The organism is Providencia sp. JGM181 (assembly GCF_018257375.1).
GTDB classification, from domain to species: domain Bacteria; phylum Pseudomonadota; class Gammaproteobacteria; order Enterobacterales; family Enterobacteriaceae; genus Providencia; species Providencia lanzhouensis.
This window is the reverse complement of sequence record NZ_JAERJY010000034.1, coordinates 12,447-27,502: the sequence shown is the minus strand read 5'-3', so window position 1 is coordinate 27,502 and position 15,056 is coordinate 12,447. Positions and strand designations below refer to the sequence as shown.

12 protein-coding genes are annotated in these 15,056 nt (G+C 45.6%); 4 read left to right on the top strand and 8 right to left on the bottom strand.

Annotation, left to right across the window (positions count from 1 at the left end; genetic code table 11):
- Nucleotides 1-152 precede the first annotated feature (152 nt).
- Together JK188_RS06900 and JK188_RS06895 are read left to right on the top strand one after the other, a co-directional pair.
- Nucleotides 153-1,094, top strand: a complete 942-nt coding sequence (locus JK188_RS06900) for an ABC transporter ATP-binding protein (protein ID WP_036955596.1) — start codon at nucleotides 153-155, stop codon at nucleotides 1,092-1,094.
- Entirely contained in the window at nucleotides 1,091-1,861 is a 771-nt protein-coding gene (locus tag JK188_RS06895) for an ABC transporter permease (protein WP_108478347.1), read from the top strand. The genes JK188_RS06900 and JK188_RS06895 overlap by 4 nt, the downstream gene beginning before the upstream one ends.
- Nucleotides 1,862-1,925: 64 nt before the next feature.
- Here JK188_RS06895 and panD read toward each other — a convergent pair whose 3' ends face one another.
- The 7 genes from panD to sfsA all read right to left on the bottom strand — a co-directional run bounded on the left by panD (nucleotide 1,926) and on the right by sfsA (nucleotide 8,064).
- Complete coding sequence (gene panD / locus JK188_RS06890) at nucleotides 1,926-2,306, bottom strand: aspartate 1-decarboxylase (RefSeq protein ID WP_006659325.1); 381 nt, start codon at nucleotides 2,304-2,306, stop codon at nucleotides 1,926-1,928.
- 180 nt (nucleotides 2,307-2,486) lie between these two features.
- Nucleotides 2,487-3,350, bottom strand: a complete 864-nt coding sequence (panC, locus tag JK188_RS06885; RefSeq protein WP_211887764.1) for a pantoate--beta-alanine ligase — start codon at nucleotides 3,348-3,350, stop codon at nucleotides 2,487-2,489.
- A 34-nt stretch (nucleotides 3,351-3,384) separates the two neighbouring features.
- Nucleotides 3,385-4,176, bottom strand: coding sequence for a 3-methyl-2-oxobutanoate hydroxymethyltransferase (gene panB, locus JK188_RS06880; RefSeq protein WP_211887766.1), 792 nt, complete (start codon nucleotides 4,174-4,176; stop codon nucleotides 3,385-3,387).
- A 66-nt stretch (nucleotides 4,177-4,242) separates the two neighbouring features.
- Nucleotides 4,243-4,725 carry a 2-amino-4-hydroxy-6-hydroxymethyldihydropteridine diphosphokinase gene (gene folK / locus JK188_RS06875; RefSeq protein WP_108478344.1) on the bottom strand — a complete coding sequence of 161 codons (483 nt, stop codon included), beginning with the start codon at nucleotides 4,723-4,725 and terminating at the stop codon, nucleotides 4,243-4,245.
- A 71-nt stretch (nucleotides 4,726-4,796) separates the two neighbouring features.
- Entirely contained in the window at nucleotides 4,797-6,323 is a 1,527-nt protein-coding gene (gene pcnB, locus JK188_RS06870) for a polynucleotide adenylyltransferase PcnB (protein ID WP_211887768.1), read from the bottom strand.
- Between the two features lie 378 nt (nucleotides 6,324-6,701).
- Entirely contained in the window at nucleotides 6,702-7,157 is a 456-nt protein-coding gene (gene dksA / locus JK188_RS06865; RefSeq protein ID WP_006659320.1) for an RNA polymerase-binding protein DksA, read from the bottom strand.
- Between the two features lie 190 nt (nucleotides 7,158-7,347).
- A complete protein-coding gene (gene sfsA, locus JK188_RS06860) occupies nucleotides 7,348-8,064 on the bottom strand; it encodes a DNA/RNA nuclease SfsA (protein ID WP_211887770.1) in 717 nt (238 codons plus the stop codon).
- 161 nt (nucleotides 8,065-8,225) lie between these two features.
- On the opposite strand from sfsA, the gene hrpB reads away from it, so the two are divergent.
- Together hrpB and mrcB are read left to right on the top strand one after the other, a co-directional pair.
- Nucleotides 8,226-10,685 (top strand): ATP-dependent helicase HrpB, encoded by a 2,460-nt coding sequence (gene hrpB, locus JK188_RS06855; RefSeq protein WP_211887771.1) that lies wholly within the window; start codon nucleotides 8,226-8,228, stop codon nucleotides 10,683-10,685.
- Between the two features lie 211 nt (nucleotides 10,686-10,896).
- Complete coding sequence (mrcB, locus tag JK188_RS06850; protein WP_154602415.1) at nucleotides 10,897-13,443, top strand: bifunctional glycosyl transferase/transpeptidase; 2,547 nt, start codon at nucleotides 10,897-10,899, stop codon at nucleotides 13,441-13,443.
- A 244-nt stretch (nucleotides 13,444-13,687) separates the two neighbouring features.
- Here mrcB and hemL read toward each other — a convergent pair whose 3' ends face one another.
- Nucleotides 13,688-14,977 (bottom strand): glutamate-1-semialdehyde 2,1-aminomutase, encoded by a 1,290-nt coding sequence (gene hemL, locus JK188_RS06845; protein ID WP_154602416.1) that lies wholly within the window; start codon nucleotides 14,975-14,977, stop codon nucleotides 13,688-13,690.
- Nucleotides 14,978-15,056 lie beyond the last annotated feature (79 nt).

Here is a 15,056-nt window from a genome sequence, read left to right as displayed (position 1 = left end):
CATTTATACATGACAACCCTCATTAAGGGGGATGTTGAATAATATATTGTTAAATTATTATCACTTTTCTGCATAACATCCGACAGGAAAAAGTGGCATCATTAATCTATATTGCCTCCAAACAGCCCCAAGAATAAAGGTATTTTTAATATATGACTTACGCACTCGAACTATCGCAGCTGACCAAAACCTATGCAGGTGGCGTGAAAGCGTTGCGTGGCATTGATTTAAGCGTGGAAGATGGTGATTTCTATGCCTTACTTGGACCGAATGGTGCAGGAAAATCAACAACAATTGGCATTATTAGTTCACTGGTCAACAAAACCAGTGGCTCAGTGAAAGTGTTTGGCTATGACTTAGATAAGCAAGTTGTCCTAGCTAAACAGCAACTTGGGTTAGTGCCTCAAGAGTTCAACTTTAACCCGTTTGAAACGGTCTTACAGATTGTTTTAAACCAAGCGGGTTATTATGGTGTTCCTCGTAATGTGGCAAACCAGCGCGCAGAGCAATATCTTACTCAGTTAGATTTGTGGGAAAAACGTAATGAACGTGCGCGTAATTTATCTGGGGGGATGAAACGTCGCCTGATGATAGCTCGTGCCTTGATGCATCAACCAAAACTGTTGATCCTCGATGAGCCGACTGCCGGTGTTGATATTGAACTGCGTCGTTCTATGTGGACGTTCCTGAAAAAGCTGAATGCACAGGGTACCACCATTATTTTGACCACTCACTATCTGGAAGAAGCGGAAATGCTGTGCCGTAATATCGGGATTATTCAGCATGGTGAGCTGGTGGAAAATACTAGCATGAAGCAGCTTTTAAGCCAGCTAGAGTCAGAAACGTTTATTTTCGATTTGATGCCAAAAAGCCCAATTCCAAGTTTAACGGGGTACGAATCCCGCTTGGTGGATACGTCAACTCTCGAAGTGGATGTGAAACGTGAGCAAGGGCTCAATGGTGTCTTCAGCCAGTTAAGTGACCAAGGAATTCAAATTTTGAGTATGCGCAATAAGGCTAACCGCCTTGAAGAGCTGTTTGTCAGTTTAGTGAAGAAAGATAACCAAGTTTCAGAGCAGGAAGGTGCGCAATGATCTCGCTATATTGGGTTGCCTTAAAAACGATTTGGATCAAAGAGGTCACTCGCTTTGGTCGTATCTGGGTGCAAACGTTGCTGCCACCTGTAATCACCATGTCGCTCTATTTTGTGATTTTCGGAAATTTAATTGGTTCACGAATTGGTGATATGGGCGGCGTAGACTACATGCAGTTTATTGTCCCTGGCCTTATCATGATGGCGGTGATCACGAACTCATACTCCAACGTCTGTTCGTCATTTTTTGGTTCTAAATTCCAGAAAAATATTGAAGAGTTACTCGTTGCTCCCGTACCGACTCACGTGATTATCGCCGGTTTTGTTGGCGGCGGGGTTGCACGTGGGATTTTAGTCGGATTCTTGGTGACTATCGTATCTCTGTTCTTTATCCCATTGCAGGTTCATTCATGGTCAATGGTGGTGATCACTCTGTTATTAACGGCGATTGTGTTCTCCCTTGCGGGCCTGTTGAATGCGATTTTTGCCAAAACTTTTGATGATATCAGCATTGTTCCAACCTTCGTTTTAACGCCACTGACCTATCTGGGTGGGGTGTTCTATTCGCTATCGTTACTGCCGCCATTCTGGCAAGCTGTCTCTAAGCTCAACCCGATTGTGTATATGATAAGCGGCTTTAGATATGGCTTTTTAGGCATTGCGGATGTTTCAATCGTGGTGACTTTGAGCGTATTAATGGTGTTTTTAATTATCTTCTATGCGTTGACATGGTATTTAATTGAACAAGGTCGCGGATTAAGAAGTTAACCTAGCAAATAGGCTGAGCTGAGGTTGGAATAAATGCCCCTAATAGGGGCATTTCTATATTAGATTAAGCCACTTGTACAGGTACGGCTTTAGCAATACGGCTCATGGTGTTGTTCGCATCAAAGTAAGCCACTTTAGGTTGATGCTGGCGGGCTTCTTCATCAGGTAACATGCCGTAAGTGCAAATAATCAGCTTATCGCCAACCGCAGCGCGACGTGCCGCAGCACCATTAACAGAGATTATTTTAGAACCACGTTCCCCTGCAATCGCATAGGTTGAAAAACGTTCGCCATTATCCACATTATAAATATCGATAGCTTCGTATTCTAAAATACCGACGGCATCTAAGAAATCCTGATCGATGGCGCAAGAGCCTTCATAGTGAAGATCAGCTTGAGTGACGGTGGCACGGTGGAGTTTGCCTAATAGCATTTTTCTTTGCATTTCTTCTTCCTTATTCTTCCTCATTGCTGCCACAGCGTTGTTGGCTGCGCGCTCTTGCCCTAGTCATATACTTATGTATGCTCCTAGGGTCGCGTTTACTTGCCGCCTAGCTGTGACATGAATGAGTTTGAATAAATCTTAGAGGATTCAAACTTAAATCTAGGCGAAAGTATTTTGTCATTAAGCGATATCGAGCGGTAACTCGACTTGCAGATTGTCGATTAAACGGGTTTGACTTAACCATGCAGCCATTAAAATCACGGCGCGGCGGCTGGAAACCGTCAGTTCACCGAGGTTATCGGCATCGCGAATAAAGAGTTCGTCAGGGGTAAATCCTGCTTGGCGCAAAGATTCTTCCATTTCACCAATTAAACCGGGTGCTGCCGCGGGAGAGTCCGCGAGCTTCTCACCTGCTTTTTGCATAATTGCAAACAGCTGAGGGGCGATTTTTAGCTCATCGGCAGACAGATTATTATTGCGTGAACTCAGGGCTAAGCCATTCTTAGCACGAACGATAGGGACACCGACAACTTGAATATCGAAAGAAAGGTCAGTCACCAATTTACGCACTAACTGAAGTTGCTGATAATCTTTTTCACCAAATAATGCGATATCAGGTTGAACCAAGTTAAACAGCTTGGTCAGCACTGTTGCAACGCCACGGAAATGCCCTGGACGGCTAGCGCCTTCTAACATGGTAGAAATTTCAGGTACTTCAACGTAACTTTGGTTGTCCATACCTTCAGGGTAAAACTCGGTGGCAGACGGTGCGAAAACTAAATCGACATTTTTACGTTTCAGTTTTTCGCAATCTTCCTGCAAGGTACGAGGATAATTGGCTAAATCAGATTGACGGTCAAACTGCATTGGATTGACAAAAATGCTGGCAATGACAATGTCAGCTTGCTGTTTAGCTTGGTCAATCAGTGTCAGGTGTCCATCATGTAAATTGCCCATCGTTGGGACAAACGCAATACGTTTGCCTTCTTGTTTCCAGCGACGAATTTCACGGCGCAAGATTGGCGATGTTTCAACGATCCGCATACTTCCCATCCTTATCGTTATATTTCATACAGAATTACGAAAATGAGTGAGCGTCACTCGGGTAAATTTCTTGCTCAACTTCTTGAATATATAGGCTAATAGCATCGTGAATATTGCCCGCTTCAGCCAAAAAGTTTTTCGCAAATTTTGGCGGTTTGGCGGTGATCCCTAATGCATCATGCATCACTAGAATTTGACCGTCAGTACCATTACCAGCACCAATTCCAATGACAGGCAACAGTAATTCTTCAGTGACTTGATTCGCAAGGGATGTCGGTACACATTCAAGAACCAGCAGTTGAATACCTGCATTCTCGAGGGCAATCGCATCTTTGATAAGCTGGTTGGCAGTGACCTCATCACGACCTTGGACTTTATAGCCCCCAAGTACGTTTACCGCTTGCGGGGTTAAGCCTAAGTGACCGCAGACTGGTACGGAACGTTCACACAGCATTTTGACGGTTTCACATAGCCAGCTGCCACCTTCGATTTTCACCATATTCGCGCCAGCTTGCATCAAAATAGCGGCATTGGCACAGGCTTGCTCAGGCGTGGCATAACTCATAAAAGGCATGTCGGCGATGATAAATGCGTTAGGGGCGCCTTTACGTACGCAACGAGTGTGGTAAGCAATCTGCTCGACAGTGACAGGAAGGGTACTGGTTTCGCCTTGGATAGTCATACCTAAGGAATCACCAACCAGCATCACTTGGATACCTTGCTCAGCAAACAGTTGAGCAAAACTGGCATCGTAGGCTGTAATGGTAGCGAATTTGTGTTTCTCTTTTTTATATTGACACAAATCAGCGAGAGAAATGGGTTTCATTAAAATAACCTCCGGAAATGATTTCTCTTATGACCATACCTGAACGAGGTTAAATACATTAGGAATTTATTCCCAAAGCATTAGGCCATTTTGAGGGACGTGTGTAAGTCTTTCTGACAGTTTTTCACCATCAGGAAAAATCAGGGAAGGGGTAATGTCACTGAGCGGGTACAGCATAAATTCACGCTCTTTTAGCCCATAATGTGGAACAGTTAAGCGCTCGGTGTGGATCACTCGATTGCCAAACAGCATGATATCGAGATCTAATGTTCTCGGTCCCCAGCGCTCATCTTTGCGAACGCGCCCTAAATCCAGTTCAATTTTTTGGGTATGATTGAGTAAGTCTTCAGGTTCAAGTTCGGTTTCCAGCAAAACCGCCAGATTGAGAAAATCAGGCTGATCCTGTGGGCCGAGGGGCTTAGTTCGATAAATTGAAGAAGTGCTCACAACGCGAGTGCTTGGAATCGCATCTAATGCGGCAATCGCTTGTTGTGCTTGCTTCAGTGGCTCGCCTAAGTTGCTGCCAATGGCAATGTACACTTGCTCCATCTCTTTATCTCTCTATCTTAATCTCTCTATGGTGATCGCAACGACCACTTAAGCCGCTGCGATTGATACCATTATGATTTATTCGGTTTTCTATTACCGGATTGTGATGAACGATGCGGACGCTGGCGGCGACGAGTTGGCGCACTACCGAGCTCCGAGATCATTTCACGCTGTTTCTGGGCATTGGCTTGTTGGAAGTCATTCCACCATAAAGCGAGTTCTTGTAACTCATTACGGTGTTCCACATTGGCTCTAAGCTCTAGTAAATCAAAGGCAGCACGGAATTTCGGGTGCTCCATTAATTTATTCGCACGACGCCCTTGGCGACGAGGTAAGCGTAATTGCAACATCCAGATATCACGCATGGTGGTGGTGATACGTTTTGGTATTGCGATAGAGCGGCACTGTTCGTCCAGGACATCGTTCATTGCCAGCGCAAAGGCATCATAGTAAGCAAGACCGCCTTCCTGTGATAGTTTCTCTGCGTGCTCAGTGACGGGATACCATAACATGGCTGCAAATAAAAATGCAGGGTTGACGCGCTTATCATTTTTTAGTCTGAAATCGGTGTTTTTTAACACTTGTTCAATGACTTTTTCCATCGGTGAATCGCCATTCTCAGTGAAGCGGCTCGCAATCACAGGGAACAGTTGTTCAAACAGATGGTACTGATTCAGCATTTTATAGGTGGCGTAGCCATAGCCGGCTTGAAGTAATTTTAATGACTCTTCAAACAGTCGCGCAGAAGGGATTTCACGCAGCAATGGGGCTAAGCGATGAATCGGCTCTGCGGTATTTGGCTCGATACGCATATTCAACTTACAGGCGAAACGCACGGCGCGGATCATCCGAACGGGATCTTCACGGTAGCGTGTTTCTGGGTCGCCAATCAGACGAATGACGCCTTCTTTTAAGTCTTGTAATCCATTGACGTAATCGCGTACGGAGAAATCATCAATGTTGTAATACAGGCTGTTGACGGTGAAGTCACGGCGGATAGCATCTTCTTCAATGGAACCGAAAATATTGTCGCGAAGCAGCATGCCATTTTGCGCTTGAGATGACAGATTTTTATCATCGACTTCTTGGTCGTGGTGACCGCGGAAGGTAGCGACTTCAATAATTTCTGGACCAAACATAATGTGCGCAAGGCGGAATCGACGACCAACCAGTCGGCAATTACGAAATAGCTTGCGAATTTGTTCTGGGGTTGCATTGGTGGTGATATCGAAATCTTTTGGCTTTTGGCCTAATAATAAATCACGTACACCACCGCCAACTAAATAGGCTTCATAGCCATTCTTATTGAGGCGGTACAATACTTTCAGTGCATTTTCACTAATGTCATCACGCGAAATTATGTGTTGAGCGCGTGGAATAACGGTAATCGATTCTTGTTTCGTCACGGATGTTCGCTTTTGTGTTTGAGCATCGGAACGTTTAGAGGGACGAACCGCTTTCTTTGTTTGTCTCGTATTCTGGTCATGTCTAGTATTCTGCTCATGCCGAGTTTTCCTCTCAGATTTTTTCTCTGATGCAGAAGGAGTGACTGGCCTTTCACCGGCTGCCTGTGTGTCTCGCGCACCACGCTTTGGCATCGAGTCCTGTTCTGTGGACGATGCTGGTTCATTGCGAGATAAAATATTGCGGCAGAAATTTGCTACTCGGTTAAAAATAGTACACCTCGATGTCATTACATAGATTCATTAAACAAAATAAGCGGCTAATCATAGCTCACTGAAGTTTCTTTGAGAATGGTTAAACGAATAAAAGTCATGGCTAATTATTTTTTATATCAATTAAACCAGTGAATATTATACAAATTGTAGCTTTTTGCGCGAGACGCAAACGATAACAAATGTAGAGAAAATGAGAGAAATAAAGACGAGGAAAAGGGGAGTTTAAATTTTTTTGAGGGTGCGAATCCTTATAACGGCGCAGGGTTAATGCGCCGTTGAGGACTCCCAAAACAACAATTAGCCAGCCATCTGCTTTTCGCGGATTTCTGCTAATGTTTTACAGTCGATGCACAAATCTGCTGTTGGACGCGCTTCCAAACGACGGATGCCAATTTCCACACCACAAGATTCGCAGTAGCCAAAATCTTCATCTTCAACTTTCTTCAGCGTCTTTTCGATCTTCTTGATCAATTTACGTTCGCGGTCGCGGTTACGTAATTCGAGGCTGAATTCCTCTTCCTGAGCGGCTCTATCAACGGGGTCTGGAAAGTTAGCTGCCTCATCTTGCATATGAGTAACAGTCCGGTCCACTTCATCTCTGAGTTGATTGCGCCATGCTTCGAGAATGAGCTTAAAATGCGCCAATTGGGCTTCGTTCATGTACTCTTCGCCAGCCTTCTCATGATAGGGCTCAACCCCGGCAATGGCGAGAATGCTTAAGGACGATGTCTTACGTTTTTGCCCTTCTTGCATAATGCTTCTCCTACACACGCAAATTTTACAAAAACCCCAAGGGGGAAAATTTAAGGTCGCTATAAATATCAGAAGACAGCCGTCTTGGCAATCGTTCATGTGATGAGTTTTGTAATGCTGTGAAGACAAGCGTGTTTCTTCCCTTCTCAAGCACTCATAACTCGATGACCTTGTTTAAATATCGACTAAACTAAAATGACTTAGTCGGGGTGAAGCGAATTGATGTCCCTATTTGCATTTTTTGTTTAGATATATCCACTTGATAACACAGAACTTCGACGCCATTGGCTATAGCCTGTTCTAACAACGCTGCATATTGAGAGTCAATATGTGCAGCCGCGGATACTACGTGGATACCGCTATGTAAAATGACAAACATAAGTATGGCGCGTTTTCCTTCTTTAGCAATCAAAGTCAGCTCTCTAAGGTGCTTTTGTCCTCGGGTTGTCTGAGTATCAGGGAAATAGCCATGGTTATTTTCCAACAAAGTCACTGATTTTACTTCAATAAAACAATCAGCTAAGCCCTCTTGAGTGAGTAAAAAATCAATCCGGCTGTTTTCACTTCCATACTTCACTTCAGGGGTCACTATACTGTAGTCAGATAATTCTGGAATATGCTTTTTTGCCAACGCTTCTGCCACTAATTGATTCGCCCGCAGCGTGTTAATACAAATCAGATGGTTATTTTTGGTTTGTGTTAGCTCCCAACTGTACGGATATTTTCGTTTTGGGTTATCCGAAGTGGAGTACCACACGGTATCCCCTGGAGTGGCACAGCCTGTCATCGCCCCCGTGTTTGCGCAGTGTATCGTCATTTCCTCTCCCTCGGGTGTGACGACATCCGCTAAAAAACGTTTATAGCGTTTAATTAATGTGGCTGATTTTAAAGGGGGGATAAATTCCATGTTTTCTCCGTTTACCGCGTTGTTCGTGACATAACATTACACCATCCTATATATGGTGTTAGCTCATAGACAGTATTAATGCGTCATATTCGTTAATGCGACAATTTGTTAATGCTACAATGCTTCACATAGAAAGTTAAACCTCATGGAGTTACCCCTTAGTGTTCCCTATCTTAGAAGTAAGTGATGACTTACTCGCTGCTCTAGCGAAATCCTCTCAAGTTCTGTTGCATGCGCCGACGGGAGCAGGGAAATCAACGGTATTGCCGTTAGAAATCCTCAAAAGTGGACAGATAGACGGGCGGATTATTATGTTAGAGCCGCGGCGTATTGCAGCACGCTCAGTCGCCGCTCGCTTAGCGCAGCAGTTAGGGGAATCGGTAGGGGAAACCATTGGTTTGCGTATGCGCTCAGAAAGCAGAGTGAGCGTAAAAACGCGTTTGGAAGTAGTGACGGAAGGGGTTCTCACTCGCCAATTACAAAATGACCCTATGCTTGAAGGTGTTGGATTGGTTATTTTGGATGAATTTCATGAGCGTAATTTGCAGGCTGATTTAGGGTTAGCGCTGTTGTTGGATTCTCAGCAAGCACTGCGGGACGATTTAAAAATTCTGCTAATGTCGGCTACGCTGGATGATCAAGGGCTTAGCCAGCTATTTCCTGATGCGCCGGTGATCAGTTCACAAGGACGGACATTCCCTGTTCAACGGGAATATAAGCCCATCAATCCGAATAAACCGTTTCATCAAGAAGTCGCGAGCGCGGTTTGGCAACTGATGCAGCAACAAGTTGGCTCTTTGTTACTCTTTTTACCGGGAGTGGGCGAAATTGAGCGGACGAAAAGCGAGTTAGAAGGGTTAGTGACTAACGATGTGATGTTATGCCCAATGTATGGCGCGCTATCAATTCAAGCTCAGCAACAAGCGATTCTACCTGCCCCTGAAGGAAAACGTAAGGTCGTGCTGGCGACCAACATTGCGGAAACCAGTCTCACCATAGAAGGGATCCGCTTAGTGGTGGACAGCGGTTTTGAGCGCGTAGGGCAATTTAACCCGCGAAGTGGGCTGACAAAGCTAATTAAAAAACGCATTAGCCAAGCTTCAATGACCCAACGTGCGGGGCGAGCAGGGCGTTTAGAAGCGGGTGTATGCTGGCATTTAATGAGTGCCGAACAAGCCGAACGTGCAGCACAATTTAGTGAGGCAGAAATCAATAATAGTGATTTAAGCGGGTTATGGTTAGCGCTCCTTCAATGGGGCTGTCACGACATTTCTCAACTCCAATGGTTAGATGTTCCCCCTGAGGCGGCATTATCAGCAGCAAAAAACCTGTTATTCAAATTGGGTGTCACCGATGCCCAAGGGAAACTCACGTCGATGGGGAGTAATATGGCGGGAACGGGAACGTCAGTTCGTACTGCCGCCATGCTGTATCACGCACAGCAAACCCAAAATAAATCCGTTATTCAACTTGCTGCATTATTAACGGCAATTATTGAAGAGCCTCCCCGTGGCGGAGTGATCGACCTACATACCCATTTAGAACGTCCGACGGAGAACTGGTGCAAGCGTGCCTCTATCTTAAGTAGTGACAAGGTTACCCATTCTTTAGGAAAAGCCACTGGGTTGATTAGTGAGTGGTTACCAACATTACTTGCCGCAGGGTTTCCAGACTACATAGCGAAATCCCGTGACCATCAAGCTCGTTATCAATTAGCCAGCGGGTTAGGGGCAACACTGAACGACAATGACCCGCTAATGGGGAGTGAATGGCTGATGGTGGCGGCATTATGGCAGTCAGAAATCTCGGCGGATGCGCGTATCTCACTGGCGTATCCTATTGAAATTGAAAAGCTTCAACAGGATTGCCCGCATCTTTTTAGCACTCAAGAGACAGTTGAATGGGATGAGCGGCGGGGGAGCTTACTGGCATGGCGGCGCTTACAATGCGGGCAGTTAGTCGTCAAATCTCAACGGCTGACTAATCCAGAGCCGGAAGAGATTAAAAATGCACTGGTGTACTGGCTTCAGCAAAATGGTTTGCAACAGTTAAATTGGCAAGAAAATACCCTACAGTTGCGCATTCGTTGTGAGTTAGCGGCGCGTTATTTTCCTGATACGCCATTACCTGCAATGGATGATGAGACTTTACTCGAGACGCTTGATGAATGGTTAGCCCCTTATCTTAATGGTGTGACAAGTAAGAAAAAGCTGCAAGAAATTGATTTAATGAATTTATTATTGAATCGGTTGGACTGGCAGCAGCGTCAATGGCTCGACAGCACTTTCCCTATGACCTATATCGCCCCTTCTGGGAGTGAGGTAAGTATTCACTACGCGCTAGACAAGCCGCCAGTGGTTGAAATTCGCTTGCAAGAAGTGTTTGGTGAAAAAGCCAACCCAACCGTGGCAAATGGTAAAGTGACGCTAACATTATCGCTACTTTCGCCGGCAAGGCGCCCTATCCAGATAACTCAAGATCTCGGTGCATTTTGGCAAGGGAGCTATAAAGAGGTACAAAAAGAGATGAAAGGGCGTTATCCAAAACATCCTTGGCCAGATGACCCTGCGAATGCCGAACCAACGCGACAAACAAAAAAAGCGATGATGAGTGCGAAATAACCTAATTTTGTGCTCTAATAACGGGCTGTAAATTAGGCAATGGCGCTCAATAGGCAGCGTAAGGAAGTGTAATTAGGAGCTTTCTTCCGTGAAATTCCTTGAATTATGAGCCAAAATTAGCCTTATGTTACATCTACGTATCTGTAGTTGTACTTGTGCATGTATAGTTAGATTTTAATGCCTATTTAGGTATAGGAGATATGGAGCGACCATGTCCGGTAAAGATTTTGAACCCATTGGCAGACGTAAAAGACGCGCTGCCGAGAAACAATCCTCCTCTTCACGCCGCCGTAGACGCCGCGATGATTATGATGAAGATCTGTATGATGACGAAGATATTGATGATGAATATCTTGATGATGAAGACGATGAAGAAGAGCAAATGACCAAAAAAGGCTCAAAAAAGAACAAACCTCGCAAGAGTAAATGGCGCTGGTTTTGGCTGCTAGTTAAATTAATGCTGGTACTCGCAGTGATACTGGCGGCTTACGGTTTTTATCTAAACCAACAAATTAAAGAACGCCTTGATGGTAAGGTGTGGGACTTGCCTGCGGCGGTATATGGACGCATGGTAAACCTTGAGCCGGGTATGGATTACAGCCAAGCTGAAATGACCAACCTGCTCGAAGGGATGCAGTACCGTAAAGTCAGCAAAATCACCACATCTGGTGAGTTTGTGGTGAAAGGCAATACCATTGAAATTTTGCGTCGTCCATTTAATTTCCCTGACCAAAAAGAGGGGCAAGTCCTCGCGCGTCTGGTGTTTGAAAATGGGATGTTGAGCAAGATTGAAAATATTGAAAATGGGCGCTCGTTCGGTTTCTTCCGTTTAGATCCGAAACTGATCACCATGATGCAATCTGCGAATAATGAACAGCGTTTAGTGCTGCCAATGGCGGACTTCCCTGAATCCCTGGTAAAAATCCTCCTCGAAACGGAAGATAGAAATTTTTATGAGCATGATGGTGTTAGCTTATATTCTATCGGTCGTGCGGTGGTAGCGAACGTCACTGCAGGTCGTTCCGTGCAAGGGGGAAGTACCTTAACGCAGCAGTTGGTGAAAAACCTATTTTTAACCAACGAAAGAACCCTGAAACGTAAAGCGAACGAAGCTTTTATGGCATTGATTTTAGACTACAACTACAGCAAAGAACGCATTCTTGAGCTGTATTTGAATGAGGTCTATTTAGGGCAAAATGGTAATGATGAAATTCGCGGCTTCCCGTTGGCGAGTCTGTATTACTTTGGTCGACCAATCAATGAGTTAAGCTTTGACCAACAAGCATTGTTGGTGGGAATGGTGCAAGGTGCATCAACCTTTAACCCGTGGACTAAGCCACAAAATGCGATTAAACGCCGTAACATTGTGCTTAAAATCCTCGAAACCCGTGGTGTTATCGACAATGAGATGTACCAAGTTCTGAGTGCTCGACCGCTTGGCGTGAAAAACAAAGAGGGGTTAGTCGCATCTCAACCGGCATTTATGCAGATGGTGAGACAAGAACTGAGCGAGAAGCTTGGGGATAAAGTTAAAGATCTCTCTGGAGCGAAAATCTTTACCACCTTAGATCCGGTGGCGCAAACGGCGGCGGAAAATGCAGTCGAGTTCGGCGTGGCTGATTTACGTAAAGCACGTAAATTGGATGATATCGAAGGTGCCATGGTGGTTGTCGACCGTATTAACGGCGAAGTGCGTGCAATGGTCGGCGGCTCTGATCCACAATTCTCAGGCTTCAACCGAGCGTTGAATGCCCGTCGTAGCATTGGTTCTTTAGCAAAACCACCGGTGTATTTAACGGCATTAAGTGAGCCAGACCGTTTCCGCTTAAATACGTGGCTATCCGATGAACCGCTGACTATCAAGGTCGGTAATCAAAGTTGGAGTCCACGAAACTATAGCCGTAACTTCAATGGCCGTATGATGCTGGTGGATGCATTAGCGAAATCACAAAATATTCCAACCGTAAACTTAGGGATGGAAATTGGTCTCGACCAAGTGATGAATACGTTTATCCGCCTGGGCGCACCAGAAAGTGCGATGGAAAAAGTGCCTGCGATGTTGTTAGGTGCGGTGAACTTAACGCCAGCTGAAGTGGCGCAAGTGTACCAAACCATTGGTGGCGAAGGTAATCGTGCAAAATTATCTGCATTACGTTCAGTGATTGATGGTGATGGCAAAGAGCTGTATCAAAGTTACCCATCCGCAGAACGTGCCGTACCATCTCAAGCCGCTTATTTAACGCTGTTTGGTATGCAGCAAGTGGTACAGCAAGGGACTGGGCGCGTATTACTGAATAAATATGGTAAATACAATCTGGCGGGTAAAACGGGTACCACCAACGATCTGCGTGATAGCTGGTACGCGGGTATCGACGGTAAGGAAGTGGCTATTGTCTGGGTCGGTCGCGATAACAACGGACCAACACAGTTAACAGGCTCAACAGGGGCATTACGTGTTTATCAGCGCTATTTAGATAACCAAACGCCACTGACACTTATCAACCGAGCGCCAGAAGGGATAACCGACATGCGCGTCATGATGGATGGTCAATTTAGCTGCTCTGATTTAGGTGGCGGCAGAATGTTGCCAGTCTGGACAGAAGACCCGCAAAGCCTATGCCAAGGATCCGCATCGCAAGATCCAGCGTGGAATTTGAATGGGAATGGTGAAGCTCCGCAAGAGGATACTGCCCCGGACTGGGTCAAAGATATGTTCGGCGATTCTCCGTCCAATTCTCCGTCATCCCGCACGCCGTAGCGTTGTTGGCTGCACTCGCTAACCCTAGTCACATACTTGTGTATGCTCCTAGGGCTTAGCTCACTTGCCGCCTAGCTACAACGCACGGGATTTTGGAGAATGTTGAGTTTGATTGGAAAAGAAAACAGATCAAAAAAATAGCTCCAAAAAACAGTTCAAAAATAGATCCGGAAACATAGATAAAAAATAGGCGCCGTCTTTTGCAGATGGCGCCTATTTTTATGGGTGCGGTTTATTGCGGGGATTATTCGGCTTTGATTTTTGCCAGTGCAATTTCCGCGGCATCGATGGTGCGCTGGATATCTTCATCGCTGTGGGCGACAGACATAAAGCCTGCTTCGAATGCGGATGGTGCTAAGTAAACGCCTTCTTCTAACATGTAGTGGAAGAATTTCTTAAAGCGAGTCACATCGCACTTCATTACGTCTTGGTAGCACGTTACTGATTCGGCGTCAGTGAAGAACAGACCAAACATCCCGCCTACATGGTTGATAACCATAGGCACGCCTTGCTCTTTAGAAACACGGGCTAAGCCACGAGCCAGCTTATCGGTCAGTTCTGTTAAACGTGCATGAACACCCGGCTGAGAGACTTCATTTAAGCAGGCTAAACCCGCCGCCATGGCAACTGGGTTACCCGAAAGTGTACCCGCTTGGTAAACAGGACCGATAGGCGCTAATTTTTCCATCACTTCATAGCGACCGCCAAATGCACCCACAGGCATACCGCCACCGATGATTTTACCTAAACAGGTTAAATCCGGTTGTACGTTGTAGTGATCTTGAGCACCACCGAGTGCAACACGGAAGCCTGTCATCACTTCATCGATGATCAGCAGTGCGTTGAATTCATCACATAATGCACGCAGACCCGGCAGGAATTCTGCGGTTGGTGGTACGCAGTTCATGTTGCCCGCGACAGGTTCAACAATCACACACGCCACTTCTTCAGGGTAGTTTTCGAAAGCTTGGCGAACAGAGGCTAAATCGTTGTATGTGCAAGTTAATGTGTGCTTAACGAAATCTTCAGGTACGCCCGGAGAGTTAGGCTCACCCATGGTCAGTGCACCGGAACCGGCTTTCACTAATAGGCAGTCAGCGTGACCGTGGTAGCAACCTTCGAATTTAATGATTTTATCGCGGCCTGTATAACCACGAGCAAGGCGAATTGCGCTCATGGTGGCTTCAGTACCGGAGTTGACCATACGGATCATATCGATAGATGGGACTAACTCGCACACCAATTTTGCCATTTCTACTTCAGCAGCGGTTGGTGCACCAAAGCTTAAGCCTTTATTGACGGCTTTAATTACCGCATCACGGATAGCGGGGTGGTTGTGACCCAATACCATTGGACCCCAAGAGCCCACATAATCAATGTAAGCTTTGCCATCGACATCATAAATGTAAGCGCCATCAGCGCGCTCGATAAATAACGGGGTACCACCCACACCATTAAAGGCGCGAACAGGGGAGTTAACACCGCCAGGGATCAGCTGTTGGGCTTCATTATATAATTCTTCGGAATGGTGCATTGCAGGGCTCCTGAAAAGAGACTAAATAAAAAGTTGCCGCTATTCTAAAGCACAAGGGAGATTAAACCAATGCTATCAA